Consider the following 15452-nt stretch of genomic DNA (forward strand, 5'->3'; position numbering starts at 1 on the left):
TGAGGTGCACAATGAAAGAGGTTCGGCGATCGGCCGGATCGCGTTTTCAAACCGGTTGTTATCAATCGGATAGTGCCCATCATCCAGGTAGCGCGTCAGCGCGCTCCAGAGCTTGAGGCTGTAGTCGACTGCTTTGGCCAGGCCGCTCCCGCCGAGGACGGTTTATCGCGGTGCCACCAGCCAGCGGTGGAAGTCATCGACTCGGGGCTTGGCGTGCTGCAGACGGTAGGGCCGTCGTGCCTCAACTGAACTACAGCGGGCTCTTGGGCCAGGCTAAGATCGACATCTCACGCGACAACGTCATCCGGCCGCGGCAACTCGCCGCCCGGGCGGCGCATCATCAAATCGAAAGCTGCGAAATTCGCCCGCCCGCGACGCTCCGCGAAAAACGCCTCGGTATTCATCGCGGAAAGCTTTTCAGCAACCGCCGTTGCCACAAACTGATTGACGCTCGTGCCGTCTTCCTTGGCGCGGCGCTCAACCTCTGCCTTGACCGAACGCGGCAGACGAAGCGGGTAGGTACTCTGCGGGCTTTTCATACTCTGATCCTCCTTAAGGCCGTGCCTGGGTTCAAAACTTCGATCCCAAATCGCTGCGGGATGTTGCCGTAATCTCGTAGGTTAAACGTCACAATCGCCGCGGCCCGCCCGTTGGCTGCAGCTTCAAGAACAAGCTCGTCGCCCGGATCCCGCAACTGCGGTCGCCATAGGAAGTGGCTTTTCACCGGTTCCGCCATACCGATTACAGCATCAAGAAAGGTCGTGACCTCGCTTTGGCTGAGGCCGGCGGCAACGCCATGCTCCAGCCGTTTGCACGTTGCTTCGTATTCCAGTGCCAAGGCGACACTGGCCAGCATCGTTACACGACCCTCGCGCGCCGCCACGAGCAACGCTGCCGACGCTCCAAGAGGACTGCGCATCGCGGCGACTATGACGTCCGTGTCCAGAACAAATCTCATATCGCCAGTAATATCACATTGCCGACGATGTTTAAATGGACTCATCGCGGCTCGCCCAAACCTCTGACATCCGCCAATCTCTTACGAGCTTGTGACCTCTTTCCTGACGAAATAGCGCTGTAAGCTATTGATCCGAAACGTACCGAAATGCTGTTCAGCCGAAGCGTGAATCAAGGATAGTGTGTTGTTTAAGAAAGACTTAATGAGATTTCGATTCATAATTCGTAATCAGTAGGTCGGAGCGTTGCTGCTTACGTTGGATTGACCAGCGTACCCACCGAGGGACCGACCAGCATTTGCGGAGAAGGCCCGCTGTGTGCGCATTTTGTGCTTATAATGTGCGAACAGCGAACAGAGCTGAGCATGAGCGAAGCGACACTACAGGTGGATTCCACGTCTTTTGACGCTTTGTTGAGCAAGCTCAAGGACGATGCCCGGCCAGCGAATATTTCCCCGGCCAAGTTTGCGGCGGCTCTGGATTACCCCCTTCAGATCGTCGCCGAATTGGCCCATGTTCACAGGAACACGGTGCGCAACAATCCGTACTCGGCCGACTTGCAGGGCTACATGCGCGACGCAGTTCGGGTTCTGCAAGCTGCGACCGATTTACGAGGGGATGTCGACGATGCGTTGTTTTGGTTCAAGAACCATCCGATCCGGGACTTTGATCGCAAGACAGCAGACCGACTGGTTGCCGAAGGAAAATCAGACGCGGTTCTGCGTTATCTGCGCACCCTGGAAGCGGGTGCCACCGGTTGAAGTTAGTCCAGCTGCTGCCGGAGCGAATTTTCTGTCGGGTGAACACCCCAAAGTGGGCCTCGATGCCTACTAGCGGTGCCGGCGCTGCGATTGAGGGCGGACGCTTCAATCGGGCCAACATCGAAGCGCTGTACTTGTCATCCGATGAGACGACGGCGCTTCGGGAATACCAGCAGGACGAGGCGATCATGCCGCCGGGCACCATCGCCGCCTACCATGTCGCTCTGGATCAGGTGGTCGATTTCAGCGCGGGTTTTGCGCCGGATGAATGGGCACCGATCTGGGAGGATTGGAACTGCAACTGGCGCGGACTGCGGTTTCTCAGCGGGATCACGCCGCCCAGCTGGGATATCGGCGACTTGGTGCTGGAGGCCGGAAGTCCGGGCCTGCTGTTCCCATCAACGCGCAATCCTGGCGGCCTTAATCTGGTCGTCTACACAGGGCTGTTGGATGGAAGCGAAAAGCGTCGCGTGCGGGTTTACGATCCAGACAACAAACTCCCGAAAACACAGGCGTCATGGAAACCGTAGGCACTGCGACAGCGAAGAAATGGTGCCCCGAGCAGGAATCGAACCTGCGACCCTCTTCTTAGGAGGAAGATGCTCTATCCACTGAGCTACCGAGGCGAAACGAACTAGGCAGTACGCCGGAGCATCTGCACTTCTTGCAACAGCGCCGTGATCTGGACGCCGAGATCACCCTGTTGGGTTGCGGCCTGAGTCAGGACATCCATGCGCTTGGCGATCTGTTCCGCGCGGAGCTGAGTGTATCGTTTGAGCATATCGAGTGTCTTGTGCCCGGTGATCGCGGCGACCTCCATCATCGACAGGCCCAGCTCGAAAAGCCGGGACGTGCCTTCGTGCCGTAGGTCGTGAAATCGCAGCCCGGAAATGCCGGCGCGCGCACAGGCCCTTTCGAAGGCGCTGCTGAGGGCATCCGGAGTGAGACCAATAATGCGCCCGCCCGTCGCCGGCCGGCGCATTTTCTGCAAGGTTTCAACCGCCAAAAGACTGAGAGGAACAACACGGGCAATGCCCGTTTTCATGGCTCCCAGTTCTTCAGCACGGATCGTTGCCGTCCTCGCCTCGTAATCGATATCCCGCCAGTCCATCGCGCATAGCTCGCCGCGCCGGGCCGCGGTTTCGATAGCCAGAGTGATCACGTTGCTGACGATGTGGTTTGCGGCGGTCGCTCCCAGCAGTCGCCTGGCTTCGTCCCCAACCAGCCGCCGATCTCGGCCCGGACCTTCAGGCGGACGATCGACGCCACGAGCAGGATTCCCGAACGGCAGCCGGTAGCCCCAGTTCTTTGTGGCGAAATCGACGATGCGAGCCAGGAACGCCATCTCTTTTTTGATGGTTGAAGTGCTGACAAGACGATTCAGCACAATGGAATTCTGCCCTTTACGCCCGCCGCCGCGCAGAGCTCGCTGTTTGAGTCGGTCCTCTCGATATTGCACGACCCGTTCCGGCGTCAGCCGCCCGATCGCGATCCGTCCCAGATCACGGGTTAGCGGCATCGAGCAAGAACGGGCGTGCTGTGGCGAACCGAGCTTGATGACCTCCTCCCGAAGGTAGCGCTCGATGATCGTCTCAAGGGGGTCATTTTTTGCGCGCTCAATGCCGGCAACATCCGCGCCCTGATCGATAAAGCGCTCCTGCTCGGTAGCCCACCGGTCAGCGATACCCCGCGTCGCAAATGTCCTGGTCTGCCGGGGGACACCTTGCTTCGTGACGGTTACGTCCCAGCGTGCTTTTCCGTTTACCATCCGCTTACGAAATGAAGCCATAATCGCCTCCGTGCAGATTAAGTGCAGATCGGAGTCCGGTTCACTTCGTAAAACACTTTATTTTTCAAGGACTCCAGCGGCCCTTAGTCTATGCCCTCCTAAGCGGAGGGTCGCAGGTTCGATTCCTGCCAGGGGCACCACTCCATCTCAGGCTGCACCCTTCATTTACTCACCGCGCCAGTCATAGCCTCGCGGATGCCGGCGGCATATGTGTCGAACTGCGGACGAGCGGCGCCGAGCGGGGCCGCTACCGGTCGCGCATTCGGGCAAGGCGGCATCCGGGTGCTAGGCTGGGGGCTGCCGGCGACACCCACCACAGAACACCCATGAGCAAAATCGTTTCGCAGACTTTCAAGGGCAGCAAAGTCAAACTCGATGGCACGCTGTTCGAGGGCTGCGTGTTCGAGGGCTGCACTCTGGTCTATGCCGGCGGCGAGCTGCCGCAGTTCACCGGCTGCTCGTTCAGCAACATCCAGTTCGTGCTCGACGGCGCGGCCGCGCGCAGCGCCGCGTATATCCGCATGACCTACAAGGCCGGCGCCGCCAACGTGGTCCGCGACTGGCTGCCGGAGCTGTTCCTGTCCAAGACGCAGCACTGAGGCGCTGGCCATGAGCGAAGCTGAAGCCGCACCCGAACTGGAATACGTCGGCTTCTGGGCCCGGGTCGGCGCGTCTATCATCGACACGGTGCTGATGATCATCGTCACGCTGCCGCTGATCCACCTGTTCTACGGCGACGATTACTGGTCGAGCACCGCGTTCGGCACCGCGTTCGTCAGAGGGCCGGCGGATCTGCTGATTTCCTACGTGTTCCCGATTGGCGCGGTGCTGCTGTTCTGGATCGCGCGCCAGGCCACGCCGGGGAAGATGGCGATCTCGGCGCGTATCGTCGATGCGCGCACCGGCGGCAAGCCGAGCGCCGGGCAGATGGTCGGGCGCTATTTCGGCTACTACGTTTCGATCCTCGGGTGCTTTCTGGGTTTCGCCTGGGTCGGCTGGGACCCGCGCAAGCAGGGCTGGCACGACAAGCTGGCCGGGACGGTGGTGGTGCGGACCAAGAAGCGGTTGACGGCGACGTTCGAGGCTCCAGGGCCGACGGACAGTTGACGCCCGCGCTGTAGGAGCGGTCCTTGACCGCGATTGAGTCGGTGCAGCCTCAATCGCGGTCAAGGACCGCTCCTACAGGTTGTGTACCGAGGCCGTAGTAAGGCCCGATGCGCAATGGAGGCCGCACGGCGGCAAGGGATTGCCGCCCTACTTCAGCACCTGGCCCAGGAACAGCTTCAGGCGCTCGCTTTCCGGCGCGTCGAAGAACGCCTGCGGCGCGTTCTGGTACTGGATCAGGCCGGCATCCATGAAGATCACGCGGTTGGCTACCGCGCGGGCAAAGCCCATTTCGTGCGTGACCACGCACATGGTCATGCCCTCGCGAGCGAGGTTCTTCATCACCTCCAGCACTTCACCGACCATCTCGGGATCGAGCGCGCTGGTGGGTTCGTCGAACAGCATGATGCTCGGCTGCATCGCCAGAGCGCGGGCGATCGCAACGCGCTGCTGCTGGCCGCCGGACAGCTGGCCCGGATGCACGTTGGCCTTGTCGGCGAGGCCGACTTTGGCCAGCAGCTTTTCGGCGCGCGAGCGCGCTTCCTCCGGCGGGCGCTTCAGCACGCGCGTCGGCGCCAGCATTACGTTCTCCAGCGCGGTCATGTGCGGGAACAGGTTGAACTGCTGGAACACCATGCCGACGTGCGTGCGCAGCTTGTTCAGATCGGTGCCGCGGGCGTGCACCGAAATACCGTCGACGACGACCTCGCCGCCGGTAATCGTCTCCATCGCGTTGAGCGCGCGCAGCAAGGTCGACTTGCCCGAGCCGCTAGGCCCGATGATGCAGACGACTTCACCCCTCGCCACCTTCAGATCGACGCCCTTCAGCGCCTGGGTGCCGTTGGGATAACACTTCTCGACGCCGGTGGCGTGGATCAGCGGGGCATCAGTCATGGGCCAGTCTCTTTTCCAGGCGACGCACCAGGTACGACAGCGTCCCGGTCAGCAACAGGTACATCAGCGCGATCGTGAACCAGACTTCAAACGGCCGGAAATTGGAGCTGATGATTTCGCGGCCGGCCTTGGTCAGGTCGGTCAGCGCCATCACCGATACCAATGACGAGTCCTTGATCAGGTTGATGAACTGGCCCGCCAGCGACGGCAGCGTCTTCTTCAGCGCCTGCGGCAGGATCACGTAGCGCATGGTCTGCGTGTAGTTCATGCCGAGGCTGCGCGCGGCCTCCATCTGGCCTTTGGGCACCGACTCGATACCGCTGCGGATGATCTCGGCGATATAGGCGCCGGTGAACACCGCCAGCGCGACCACGCCGGCCGTGAAGGCCGACAGCTGCAGCACCGTGCCGATGAAGAAATAGACGATGAAGATCTGCACCAGCAGCGGCGTGCCGCGGATCAGCTCGACATAGTTGCTCGACAGCTGCTTGGCGGCCGGATTGTCGGCGACGCGGCCTAGGCCGGCGACCAGGCCGAGAAGCAGCGCGAACACCAGCGACACCGCCGACAGCTTCAGCGTCATCCACAAACCGACCAGCAGAATGCCGGGCTTCAAACCGGCCTGGTAGGCGAGCAAATCATCGCGGAACACCAGGTCGCCGCTTTCCGCATAGGCCTGGGCGAAGTCGGTGTAGGAGGCGCTGCGCTCGCCGCCGTACTCCTTCAGCGACAGCGTCTTGCCGTCCGGCGTGATCGACACGTAGGCGTCGAACGGCGCCAGCAGCTCCTGGCCACTGGTGCTGACCAGATAGCGCGGGACGTCTTTCCAGTTCCAGTCGTAGTGCACGCGTGCCGACATGCCCCAGATGCCGGCGACCAGAGCCAGCAGCACCAGCGCATAGACGCCGTACCAGAAGCCGCGCGATTTCTGTTGTCTCATCGCATCGTCCTCAATTGATCAGCTTCAGCCAGGCGGTGCGCTCGAACCACTTGCCGTAGAGCGCATCGTAGGCCTTGTCCTGGCGCACGCCGGCCAGGAACTCGTTGAGCCAGGCGCGCCACTCCGGATCGCCCTTGCGGATTGCCCAGCCGAGTTCTTCGCGCGTGAAGGGTTTGGGCAGCAGCACCAGCTGGCCCGGGTTGCGTGCTGCGTAAACCGCGTTGTACGGCAGGTCGTAGACGAACGCGGCCGCCCGCCCGCTGCGCACCTGCAGCAGCGCTTCGGCCTCGGTCTCGAACTTCATCAGCTGCGCCTTGGGCAGATATTCGGCCGCCGCCATGTCGCCGGTGGTGCCGAGCTTGGTCGCGATGATGTACTTCGGATCGTTCAGATCCGCATAGCTCTTGACGCTCGCCGCGAGCTTGGGCTGCATGATGATGCTCTGGCCGATCACGATGTAGGGCTCGGAGAAGTCCACCTGCTGGGCGCGCTCCTCGGTGATCGTCATGCCCGACATCAGCACGTCGAATTTGCTGGTCAGCAGTGCCGGGATGATGCCGTCCCACTGCGTGTTGACCAGGGTGACTTTCACGCCGAGCTTGCGCGCCATCAGCTTGGCCATGTCGACGTCGAAGCCGATGATGCCGCCGCGCTTGTCGCGCATCTCGAACGGCATGTAGCCGGCCTCGAGGCCGACGCGCAGTTCACCGCGTTCGCGGATCTGCTTGAGCAGGCTTTCGGGGGCGTCGGCGGCCTGCGCCGGTATCGTACACAAGGCAAGTACGCCCGCCAGCCCAAGCTTCCGCAACCATCCGCTCGATACGCCCATGCAGCCCCCGTCTAGTCCGTTCAACAGCCTAGCATCGGCCGTGCCGTATCGGCATGAGGGGCTGCCCCAACTTTGGTTGGCGCGATGTTGGGGTTCGCTTTGCTCACCCCAACCTACGGGGTCTACGATGGGGCCCTGATCACCTTTGTGAAGAAGACGCTGCCGATGGCGGACCACCGTCCCGAGCTGCTGTGGATCGAGAGCCAGTTGCCGGCGATGCGCGGCGAACTGCTGCAGCTGGCGCAGATCAATTCCGGCAGCTTCAATGCTGCCGGCGTCGACGCGGTCGCCGCACGACTCGACACGCTGTTTGCTCCGCTGGGCGCGGCCTCCGAGCGCATTGCGCTGGAGCCGTTCCGCTCGACGGCCGACGACGGCACGGTCAAAGAACGCTCGCTCGGCTCGGCGCTGCGCCTGCGCCAGCGGCCGGACGCGCCGCTGCAGATCTTCTTCTGCGGCCACATGGACACCGTCTACGCGATCGACAGCCCGTTCCAGCAAGTGCGCGAACTCGACGCCGACCGGCTCAACGGCCCCGGCGTCGCCGACCTGAAGGGCGGGCTGCTGGTGATGTGGCTGGCGCTGTCGGCGCTGGAGCGCTCTGCGCATCGCGAGCGCATCGGATGGGAAGTGCTGTTCAATCCCGATGAGGAGATCGGCAGCCGCGGCTCGGCGCAGCTGCTGGCCGAAGCCGCCGGGCGCAACCACCTCGGGCTGATCTACGAGCCCGCCTACGCCGACGGCAACCTGGCGTCCGCACGCAAAGGCAGCGGCAACTTCGACCTGGTAATCAAGGGCCGCGCCGCGCATGCCGGGCGCAATCCCGAAGACGGCCGCAATGCGATTGCCGCGGCCTCGGAACTGATCAGCGCGCTGAACGCGCTCAACGGCCGGCGCGAGGGGCTGACGCTGAATCCCGGCTACGTCCGCGGCGGCGGCGCGCTGAACATCGTGCCGGATCTGTGCGTGTTCAAGTTCAACGTGCGCACCTCGCAGCCTGCAGACGAAGGCTGGCTGCATGATCAGCTCGACTTGCTGCTGGCGCGCGTCAATGCGCGGGACGGCTACGCGGTGGAACTGCGCGGCGGCTTCACCCGGCCGCCGAAGCTGTTCGACGAGAAGCACCAGCGCCTCGCCGCGATGATCGGCGACTGCGGCCGCGCGTTGGATCTGGATCTGCAGTTCAAGCCCACCGGCGGCTGCTGCGACGGCAACAACCTCGCCGCGCACGGCCTGGCCAATGTCGACAACCTCGGCGTGGTCGGCAGCGAGATTCATTCCGAGCGCGAGTGGATGCGCGTAAGCAGCCTGGCCGAGCGCGGCAAGCTGTCGGCGCTGCTGCTGCTGCGTCTGGCGAGCGGCGAGCTGAGCTGGCCGTGAAGTTCACGAGCGCTCCCGCTACCCCAACTGTAGGAGCGGTCCTTGACCGCGATGGCGCCGATGCAGACTCAATCGCGGTCAAGGACCGCTCCTACAGTGGCGGCATCAAGCTCAGCTCTCCGTGGATTACCCGATGATCCGCATCGCCTCCCCCGGCGACGCCGCCGCGATTCACGCGATCTATGCGCCGCTCGTGGCATCCACCGGCATCAGTTTCGAGACGCGCGCGCCCAGCATTGAGGAAATGCAAAAGCGCATCGCCACCACGCTAGCCCACTATCCCTGGCTCGTCGCCATTGATGACCGGGATCAGCTGCTTGGCTATGCCTACGCCGGTGCCCATCGCGCCCGCGAGGCTTATCAATGGAGCGTCGACGTCAGCGTCTACGTCGCTGCCGGCGCGCACCGGCTCGGCACCGGCCGCCGGCTGTATCGGGCGCTGTTCGGTATCCTGCGCGTGCAGGGTTTCGTCAATGCCTACGCCGGCATCGCGCTGCCGAATCAGGCGAGCATCGCACTGCATGAAGCGCTGGGTTTCAAGCCGATCGGCGTTTACCGGAATGTCGGCTTCAAGCTCGGCGCCTGGCGCGACGTCGGCTGGTATCAACTTGCACTTGGAAGTCTGCCGGCGCAACCGTCACCGATACTCGCCTTCTCAAGCCTCAGCTACGAAACCGTCGATCCGCAGCTCGATCAATAGAGACTCATGAAAGTCATCCGACCCATTCGCCTCGATGACCTCGACGCGCTCGTGCACATGGCCGAGACCGCCGGCGCCGGCTTCACCTCGCTGCCGCCGTATCCGGATTTTCTGCGACAGAAGATCGAGCTGTCGCTGCATAGCTTCGCGCATACCGTGGTGACGCCCGGCCACGAGCGCTACCTGTTCGTGCTCGAGGACAGCAGCAGCGGCGAAATCGGCGGCTGCTGCGCGATCGAGGCCGCCTGCGGTCTGGACGAGCCGTTCTACAACTATCACGTCGGCGTCACCGTCCACGCCAACCGCGAGCTGAAGGTCTACAACCGCATCCCGACGCTGCACCTGAGCAACGACTACACCGCGACTTCGGTGCTGTGCTCGCTGTACCTGCGGCCGGAATTCCGCTCCGGCGGCGCCGGGCGCCTGCTGTCGAAATGCCGCTTTCTGTTCATGGGCAATTTCCCGAGCCGCTTCGCGGAGAAAGTCATCGCGGAAATGCGCGGTGTCTCCGACGAGGCCGGCCGCTCGCCGTTCTGGGAGGGCCTGGGCCGGCACTTCTTCAGCATCGACTACGGCGAGGCCGAGCATATCGTCGGCATGGGCAACAAGGCGGTGATCGCCGAACTGATGCCGCCGCATCCGATCTATTCGGTACTGTTGCCCAAGGAAGCACAGGAGGTGATGGGCCGGGTGCATCCGCATACCGCGCCGGCGCTGCACCTGCTCGAGCAGGAAGGGTTCCGTTATCAGGGCTACATCGATATCTTCGATGGTGGCCCCACCGTCGAGGCACCGCTGATGGACATCCGCTCGAATCGAAAATCGCAAGTACTGCCCTGCCGAGTCACCGCCGATGGTGAGACGCCGGGTGGCGGCACGCACTTGCTGGCGAACACGCAGCTGCAGGACTTCCGCTGCACGCTGTCGGCGCTGACGCCCGGCGAGGACCATGTCGCGATCAGCGCCGACATCGCCGAAGCGCTGCACCTGATTTCCGGCGACCCGGTCCGCGTGGTGGCGCTATGAGCAGCGGCTGGCTGTATATCAACGGCGCGCGCCAGATGGGCACCGGCGCCGAGTTCGTCAGCCTGGACCCGGCGAGCGCCGACGCGGTCTGGGAAGGCAATGCCGCCAGCGGCGCCGACGTGCAGCGCGCGATGGAGGCCGCCCGCGCCGCGTTCGGCAGCTGGGGCTCGCTGCCTTTCGTCGAGCGCGAAGCCGTGGTGCGCCGCTTTGCTGCCAGGCTCGAGGCGAACAAGGAGGCGCTGGCTGTGACCATCAGCCAGGAGACCGGCAAGCCGCTGTGGGAAACGCGCATCGAAGTGGCGACGATGATCAACAAGGTCGACATCTCGGTGAAAGCCAATCGCGAGCGCACCGGCGAGAGCGACAGCGACAACGCCGGCATCAGGCTGATGCTGCGCCATCGTCCGCACGGCGTCGTCGCGGTGTTCGGCCCTTACAACTTTCCAGGCCATCTGCCGAACGGGCATATCGTGCCGGCACTGCTGGCCGGCAACTGCGTGCTGTTCAAGCCCAGTGAACTGACACCGCGCACCGCCGAAGAAACCGTTCGTATCTGGGAAGAAGCCGGCATTCCGGCCGGCGTGCTGCAACTGCTGCAAGGCGAGCGCGCGACCGGCGAAGCGCTGGCGCAGCATGCGGATCTCGACGGCCTGTTCTTCACCGGCAGCTCGCGCACCGGCCTGCTGCTGCAACAGCAGTTCGCCGCGCATCCAGGCAAGATCCTGGCGCTGGAAATGGGCGGCAATAATCCGCTGGTGATCGGCGAGATCGCCGACCTCAAGCCGGCGGTGTACGACATTATCCAGAGCGCGTATCTGTCGAGCGGCCAGCGCTGCACCTGTGCGCGGCGGCTGTATGTGCCGGCCGGCCCACGCGGCGACGCGCTGATCGCGGCGCTGATGGCGGCGATTGCCAAGATCCGCATCGCGGCGCCCGACGCCGATCCGCAGCCGTTCATGGGCCCGCTGATTTCGGTGCGCGCCGCCGAGCAGTTGCTCGCCGCGCAGACCCAGCTCATCGCGCTCGGCGCCAAGCCGCTGGTGACGATGAAGCGCCTGCCTCTGGGCGCCGCCTACGTGTCGCCGGCGCTGCTCGACGTGAGCGCGATCGAGCATCTGCCCGACGACGAATACTTCGGCCCGCTGCTGCAGCTGGTCCGCTACGACAGTTTCGAGCAGGCGATCAAACTCGCCAACCGCACGCGCTACGGCCTGTCGGCCGCACTGCTATCGGACAGCGAGACGCAGTGGCAGCAATTCTCGACGCAGATCCGCGCCGGCATCGTCAACTGGAACCGCCAGACCACCGGGGCCTCCAGCGCCGCGCCGTTCGGCGGCATCGGCCAATCCGGCAACCACCGCCCGAGCGCGTACTACGCTGCGGACTATTGCGCGTATCCGGTAGCGATGATGGCCGCGCCGAAAGCCGAGCTGCCGAACACGCTGACCCCCGGCATCGAACTCTGAGCGGCTTAACCGCGCTTGGCTGACTTTGCCGGCGATGCCTTCGGCGTCGCCAGGAAGCTGCGGACCAGGCCGTCGCCGTTGATGTACCAGCCGACGATCCGTCCGTCAGCGGTGACGCGATAAGGGTAGGAGCCGTACACCGCATCCGGTGGCGTGATCAGTTGAAACTCGCCCGCGCGGTACAGGAAGCCCTTCATGCTGTAGTCCACCGGGTCCTGGTAGAAGCCGACGATGTCACCGCCGTCGTTGATACCCATCAGCTGCGTATAGGGCGAGCCCGGATAATCCAGCGTGACGATGCTGCCGTCGCCGTGCCGCACGAAGCCGTGGTAGACGTAGTCCGCATCCGCATAAACACCCACCGTATCCTGCGCGCTGTTCAGACCCCAGGCCACGGTCAGCCCCGCCGCGCCGGGCGCATCGAAGCCGGTGTAACCGGTAGACGCATCCCACAGATAGCCCGAGGTCGTCAGGATGCCGAGTTCGTTGGGATCGTGGTTGTAGGCGCCCGCTACGCGATCCGAATCGTCGAGTGCGTAGGCGTAGGTCGTCACGGCGCCCGGCACCGCGAGCGTGATTTTCTTCGAGCCCTTAACCAGCGAAGCGACCTCGGTCATATTGCGATGCGTAACGTTGGTGACGACATGCCCTGCATCGTTGATGTCGTCGAACGTGAACACGGCCGGCTCGGCCGGCGTGTAGGTCTGGTAGACGCCGTCCTTGTAGACGAAGGGGCGGAGCAGCACGCTCTTGCCCTGCGGCTGCTGGTAACTGCCGACGATGGCGCCCGCTTCGTTGATGCCCGTCGCCTGAGTCGACAGGCCGCCTTCGACATGCAGGCTCAGGTAGTCGTAGTCCACCGCCTGTGCGGTAGACGCGAACAGGCAGAGCGCGCTGCAGATTACGAAAGATTTTGCCGGGTTTTTGAAACAGGCCTGCATGTCGTGCCCCCGATGTCGGCGGCTCGATGACCGCAGCGCAGTTTATTCGCTGCAGCCCGGCATGGCCCCCCGATTTCTCCTCATGCCGGCGCTGGTATTCCACCCAGATTCCGATCACGACAGAACTTCAAACCGCAACTGTAGGAGCGGGTCATACCCGCGACTGTGCCCTTCAAGGCCTGAGTCGCGGGTATGACCCGCTCCTACCGCTCCATCGACAGGACGTTTCTCGCGAGTGCGCAGCGAGACCTGCGTCGCAGACTCGGCGAGCAGCACAGGCTTCACTGCGCACAGGCTCCCCACTCGTAGAACACCATGTCCCGATCCCTTGTATTGGCTGTCGCACTGCTGGCGATTTCAAGCTCCACATCGCCGGCAAGTGAACCCCCACCCGTCCAGCTCGCCAAGGTCTATCACCTTGGCGAGACAATCGACCTGGACGCCTACCTGGTCAGCGAAAAATACGACGGCGTCCGCGCCTGGTGGGACGGCAAACAACTGCTCACCCGCAGCGGGCAGATCATCGCATCACCACGCTGGTTCACCGCGCATCTGCCTTCGACGACGCTGGAAGGCGAACTCTGGGCAGGCCGCGGCCAGTTCGAAGCGACATCCGGCACCGTCCGCAAAAACAGTCCCGACGATGCCGAGTGGCGGAAACTGCGATACATGGTCTTCGATCTGCCCCAGCATCCGGGCCGCTTTGCCGAACGGGCCGAGGCAATAAAAACACTGGTCGGCAGCGCCGGCGATCCCTGGCTGCAAGCGGTGCCACAAACGCCAGTCGCCACGATGGACGAGCTGCGCCGACGCCTCGACGCGATCGTCGCCGCCGGCGGTGAAGGCCTGATGCTGCATCGCCGCGACTCGCTGTACGCCGCCGGCCGCGGCAGCGATCTGCTCAAGCTCAAGCCCTACGACGATGCCGAGGCGGTGGTCGTGGAGCACCTGCCCGGCCAGGGCAAGTACACCGGCATGCTCGGCGCGCTGCGCGTGCAACGCCCCGACGGACTGCGCTTCGCCATCGGTAGCGGCCTGAGCGACGAGCAACGCCGCCATCCGCCCGCCATCGGCAGCACGATCACCTACGCTTATACCGGCACCACCGAAGATGGCGTTCCGAGATTCGCAAGGTTTCTGCGCATACGCGAGTGATATGGGGGCTGGCTGCACCTGTAGGAGCGGTCCTTGACCGCGATTGTGCTGTTGAAGCCTCAATCGCGGTCAAGGACCGCTCCTACAGTGCGGCGATGGCGCATTCAAAGCCTGGTGACGAACCGCATTAGACTAGCGCCACGAAATGAAGGAGCGTTTTACTAGTGAACCTGGAGTCGAATTTCGACGGGCTGGTAGGTCCGACTCACAACTATTCCGGCCTGGCGCGGGGCAACCTGGCGGCGGCGAAGAATGCCGATCTGCCGTCCAATCCCCGTGCCGCGGCCCTGCAGGGCCTTGCCAAGATGCGCGCGCTGCACGACATCGGCCTGCCGCAGGGCGTGCTGCCGCCGCAGGAGCGGCCCAACGTTCATGCGCTGCGGCGCCTGGGTTACAGCGGGCATGATCGCGCGGTGCTGGACAAAGTCTCGCGCGAAGCGCCGGGCCTGCTGGCCGCGGTCAGTTCCGCTTCGAGCATGTGGACCGCGAATGCCGGCACGGTCTCGCCCAGCGCCGACACGCTCGATGGCCGCGTGCATTTCACGCCGGCCAATCTGTGCAGCAATCTTCACCGCTCCTTCGAGCCCGAAACCAGCGGCCGCGTATTGGCCGCGACGTTCCGCGATCCCCAATATTTCGCTCATCACGAGGCCCTGCCGGCCACGCCGGCGATGAGCGACGAAGGCGCGGCGAACCACACGCGCCTGTGCAGCGAATACGGTGAGGCGGGCCTGGAGCTGTTCGTCTACGGCCGCGGCGGCCCCGACGAGCCGACGCCGACCACATTTCCCGCGCGCCAGACGCGAGCCGCCTGCGAAGCCCTGGCGCGGCTGCACGAGCTTGCACCCGAGCGCACACGCCACCAGTTGCAGAATCCGGCGGTGATCGACGCCGGCGTGTTTCACAACGACGTGATCGCCGTCGGCAACCGCGAGGTGCTGCTCTATCACCAGGACGCATTCGCCGACACCGACGGCCTGCGGCTCTGGATACAGACGCAGTGGCGCGGCAGCCGCGCGCCGGTATTTCTGGAGGTGCCGCGCGAGCGCGTCAGCGTCGAAGAAGCGGTGAGTTCCTACCTGTTCAACAGCCAGCTGATCTGCCCGCCGGGCGGCGGCATGCATCTGGTGGTGTCCAGCGAATGCCAGGAGCAGCCGCGGGTCTGGGCCGAGATTCAGCAGTTGCTGGCGGACGAGCGCAATCCTCTGACCCAGGTGCAGGTGTTCGATCTGCGCCAGTCGATGCGCAACGGCGGCGGCCCGGCCTGCCTGCGGCTGCGCGTGGTGCTGACCGAAGCCGAGCGGGCGGCGGTCAATCCGCAGAGCTGGCTGACACCGGAGCGGCACGGCGAGCTGGTGGCCTGGGTCAAACAGCATTACCGGGATCGGCTGGTACTGAAGGATCTGGCCGATCCGCAGCTGCTGGACGAAAGCCGCACCGCGCTGGACCGTCTGACGCAGATCCTGGGTTTGGGCAGCGTTTACCAGTTTCAACGATGAGTGCGCGCGTGA

Annotated in this window: 17 protein-coding genes, 1 tRNA gene and 1 pseudogene; 10 read left to right on the top strand and 9 right to left on the bottom strand. The window is 63.9% G+C overall.

The window, feature by feature from the left end; translation table 11 throughout:
* Positions 1 to 24: 24 nt before the first annotated feature.
* From JWQ90_RS01690 to JWQ90_RS01700, 3 genes and pseudogenes are all read right to left on the bottom strand, one after another.
* Positions 25 to 189, bottom strand: a pseudogene (locus tag JWQ90_RS01690) (transposase); the annotation flags it as partial.
* 98 nt (positions 190 to 287) lie between these two features.
* On the bottom strand, positions 288 to 539 hold the full coding sequence (locus JWQ90_RS01695; protein WP_299688399.1) for a hypothetical protein: 252 nt from the start codon (positions 537 to 539) through the stop codon (positions 288 to 290).
* Complete coding sequence (locus JWQ90_RS01700) at positions 536 to 958, bottom strand: putative toxin-antitoxin system toxin component, PIN family (RefSeq protein ID WP_366919410.1); 423 nt, start codon at positions 956 to 958, stop codon at positions 536 to 538. Before JWQ90_RS01700 ends, JWQ90_RS01695 begins: the two co-directional genes overlap by 4 nt.
* A 363-nt stretch (positions 959 to 1321) precedes the next feature.
* Here JWQ90_RS01700 and JWQ90_RS01705 point away from each other — a divergent pair, with 363 nt between their 5' ends.
* Together JWQ90_RS01705 and JWQ90_RS01710 are read left to right on the top strand one after the other, a co-directional pair.
* Positions 1322 to 1717 carry a hypothetical protein gene (locus JWQ90_RS01705; protein ID WP_299688405.1) on the top strand — a complete coding sequence of 132 codons (396 nt, stop codon included), beginning with the start codon at positions 1322 to 1324 and terminating at the stop codon, positions 1715 to 1717.
* A complete protein-coding gene (locus JWQ90_RS01710; RefSeq protein WP_299688408.1) occupies positions 1714 to 2247 on the top strand; it encodes an RES family NAD+ phosphorylase in 534 nt (177 codons plus the stop codon). Before JWQ90_RS01705 ends, JWQ90_RS01710 begins: the two co-directional genes overlap by 4 nt.
* 20 nt (positions 2248 to 2267) lie before the next feature.
* Here JWQ90_RS01710 and JWQ90_RS01715 read toward each other — a convergent pair.
* Positions 2268 to 2343 (bottom strand) — tRNA-Arg (locus JWQ90_RS01715).
* An 8-nt stretch (positions 2344 to 2351) separates the two neighbouring features.
* Positions 2352 to 3506, bottom strand: a complete 1155-nt coding sequence (locus JWQ90_RS01720) for a site-specific integrase (RefSeq protein WP_299688411.1) — start codon at positions 3504 to 3506, stop codon at positions 2352 to 2354.
* A gap of 326 nt (positions 3507 to 3832) precedes the next feature.
* Here JWQ90_RS01720 and JWQ90_RS01725 point away from each other — a divergent pair, with 326 nt between their 5' ends.
* Entirely contained in the window at positions 3833 to 4105 is a 273-nt protein-coding gene (locus JWQ90_RS01725; RefSeq protein ID WP_299688412.1) for a hypothetical protein, read from the top strand.
* Between the two features lie 10 nt (positions 4106 to 4115).
* Complete coding sequence (locus JWQ90_RS01730; RefSeq protein WP_299688415.1) at positions 4116 to 4613, top strand: RDD family protein; 498 nt, start codon at positions 4116 to 4118, stop codon at positions 4611 to 4613.
* 147 nt (positions 4614 to 4760) lie between these two features.
* Here JWQ90_RS01730 and JWQ90_RS01735 read toward each other — a convergent pair whose 3' ends face one another.
* Genes JWQ90_RS01735 through JWQ90_RS01745 form a run of 3 tightly spaced genes read right to left on the bottom strand, consistent with a single transcriptional unit; the run spans position 4761 to position 7219 of the window.
* Positions 4761 to 5504, bottom strand: a complete 744-nt coding sequence (locus JWQ90_RS01735; RefSeq protein ID WP_299688418.1) for an amino acid ABC transporter ATP-binding protein — start codon at positions 5502 to 5504, stop codon at positions 4761 to 4763.
* A complete protein-coding gene (locus tag JWQ90_RS01740; protein WP_299688421.1) occupies positions 5497 to 6444 on the bottom strand; it encodes an amino acid ABC transporter permease in 948 nt (315 codons plus the stop codon). Before JWQ90_RS01740 ends, JWQ90_RS01735 begins: the two co-directional genes overlap by 8 nt.
* 10 nt (positions 6445 to 6454) lie before the next feature.
* Positions 6455 to 7219 (bottom strand): transporter substrate-binding domain-containing protein, encoded by a 765-nt coding sequence (locus JWQ90_RS01745; RefSeq protein WP_299688423.1) that lies wholly within the window; start codon positions 7217 to 7219, stop codon positions 6455 to 6457.
* 219 nt (positions 7220 to 7438) lie between these two features.
* Here JWQ90_RS01745 and JWQ90_RS01750 point away from each other — a divergent pair, with 219 nt between their 5' ends.
* From JWQ90_RS01750 to astD, 4 genes are all read left to right on the top strand, one after another.
* The gene (locus JWQ90_RS01750) at positions 7439 to 8653 is read left to right on the top strand and encodes a hydrolase (RefSeq protein WP_299688426.1); all 1215 of its coding nucleotides are present in this window, start codon (positions 7439 to 7441) and stop codon (positions 8651 to 8653) included.
* Between the two features lie 142 nt (positions 8654 to 8795).
* The gene (locus JWQ90_RS01755) at positions 8796 to 9353 is read left to right on the top strand and encodes an arsinothricin resistance N-acetyltransferase ArsN1 family B (protein ID WP_366919411.1); all 558 of its coding nucleotides are present in this window, start codon (positions 8796 to 8798) and stop codon (positions 9351 to 9353) included.
* A gap of 6 nt (positions 9354 to 9359) precedes the next feature.
* Positions 9360 to 10379, top strand: coding sequence for an arginine N-succinyltransferase (astA, locus tag JWQ90_RS01760; RefSeq protein WP_299688432.1), 1020 nt, complete (start codon positions 9360 to 9362; stop codon positions 10377 to 10379).
* Positions 10376 to 11845, top strand: a complete 1470-nt coding sequence (astD, locus tag JWQ90_RS01765; RefSeq protein WP_299688436.1) for a succinylglutamate-semialdehyde dehydrogenase — start codon at positions 10376 to 10378, stop codon at positions 11843 to 11845. The genes astA and astD overlap by 4 nt, the downstream gene beginning before the upstream one ends.
* 5 nt (positions 11846 to 11850) lie before the next feature.
* Here astD and JWQ90_RS01770 read toward each other — a convergent pair whose 3' ends face one another.
* Positions 11851 to 12786, bottom strand: coding sequence for a hypothetical protein (locus JWQ90_RS01770; protein ID WP_299688440.1), 936 nt, complete (start codon positions 12784 to 12786; stop codon positions 11851 to 11853).
* 315 nt (positions 12787 to 13101) lie between these two features.
* Between JWQ90_RS01770 and JWQ90_RS01775 the strand changes: the two genes are divergently transcribed.
* Both JWQ90_RS01775 and astB read left to right on the top strand, forming a co-directional pair.
* Positions 13102 to 13941 carry a DNA ligase gene (locus tag JWQ90_RS01775; RefSeq protein WP_299688443.1) on the top strand — a complete coding sequence of 280 codons (840 nt, stop codon included), beginning with the start codon at positions 13102 to 13104 and terminating at the stop codon, positions 13939 to 13941.
* Positions 13942 to 14105: 164 nt separating this feature from the next.
* A complete protein-coding gene (gene astB, locus JWQ90_RS01780) occupies positions 14106 to 15440 on the top strand; it encodes an N-succinylarginine dihydrolase (RefSeq protein WP_299688446.1) in 1335 nt (444 codons plus the stop codon).
* Positions 15441 to 15452 lie beyond the last annotated feature (12 nt).

The sequence above is a fragment of the Hydrocarboniphaga sp. genome (genome assembly GCF_028291725.1).
Taxonomy (GTDB): domain Bacteria; phylum Pseudomonadota; class Gammaproteobacteria; order Nevskiales; family Nevskiaceae; genus Hydrocarboniphaga.

What these genes read in the sequence shown, in the direction of transcription:
- JWQ90_RS01705 (WP_299688405.1), top strand. Translation starts at nt 1,322, where the DNA reads ATGAGCGAAGCGACACTACAGGTGGATTCCACGTCTTTTGACGCTTTG.
- JWQ90_RS01695 (WP_299688399.1), bottom strand. Translation starts at nt 539, where the DNA reads ATGAAAAGCCCGCAGAGTACCTACCCGCTTCGTCTGCCGCGTTCGGTC.
- astD (WP_299688436.1), top strand. Translation starts at nt 10,376, where the DNA reads ATGAGCAGCGGCTGGCTGTATATCAACGGCGCGCGCCAGATGGGCACC.
- JWQ90_RS01700 (WP_366919410.1), bottom strand. Translation starts at nt 958, where the DNA reads ATGAGATTTGTTCTGGACACGGACGTCATAGTCGCCGCGATGCGCAGT.
- JWQ90_RS01770 (WP_299688440.1), bottom strand. Translation starts at nt 12,786, where the DNA reads ATGCAGGCCTGTTTCAAAAACCCGGCAAAATCTTTCGTAATCTGCAGC.
- JWQ90_RS01735 (WP_299688418.1), bottom strand. Translation starts at nt 5,504, where the DNA reads ATGACTGATGCCCCGCTGATCCACGCCACCGGCGTCGAGAAGTGTTAT.
- JWQ90_RS01740 (WP_299688421.1), bottom strand. Translation starts at nt 6,444, where the DNA reads ATGAGACAACAGAAATCGCGCGGCTTCTGGTACGGCGTCTATGCGCTG.
- JWQ90_RS01720 (WP_299688411.1), bottom strand. Translation starts at nt 3,506, where the DNA reads ATGGCTTCATTTCGTAAGCGGATGGTAAACGGAAAAGCACGCTGGGAC.
- JWQ90_RS01730 (WP_299688415.1), top strand. Translation starts at nt 4,116, where the DNA reads ATGAGCGAAGCTGAAGCCGCACCCGAACTGGAATACGTCGGCTTCTGG.
- JWQ90_RS01725 (WP_299688412.1), top strand. Translation starts at nt 3,833, where the DNA reads ATGAGCAAAATCGTTTCGCAGACTTTCAAGGGCAGCAAAGTCAAACTC.
- JWQ90_RS01775 (WP_299688443.1), top strand. Translation starts at nt 13,102, where the DNA reads ATGTCCCGATCCCTTGTATTGGCTGTCGCACTGCTGGCGATTTCAAGC.
- JWQ90_RS01750 (WP_299688426.1), top strand. Translation starts at nt 7,439, where the DNA reads ATGGCGGACCACCGTCCCGAGCTGCTGTGGATCGAGAGCCAGTTGCCG.
- astA (WP_299688432.1), top strand. Translation starts at nt 9,360, where the DNA reads ATGAAAGTCATCCGACCCATTCGCCTCGATGACCTCGACGCGCTCGTG.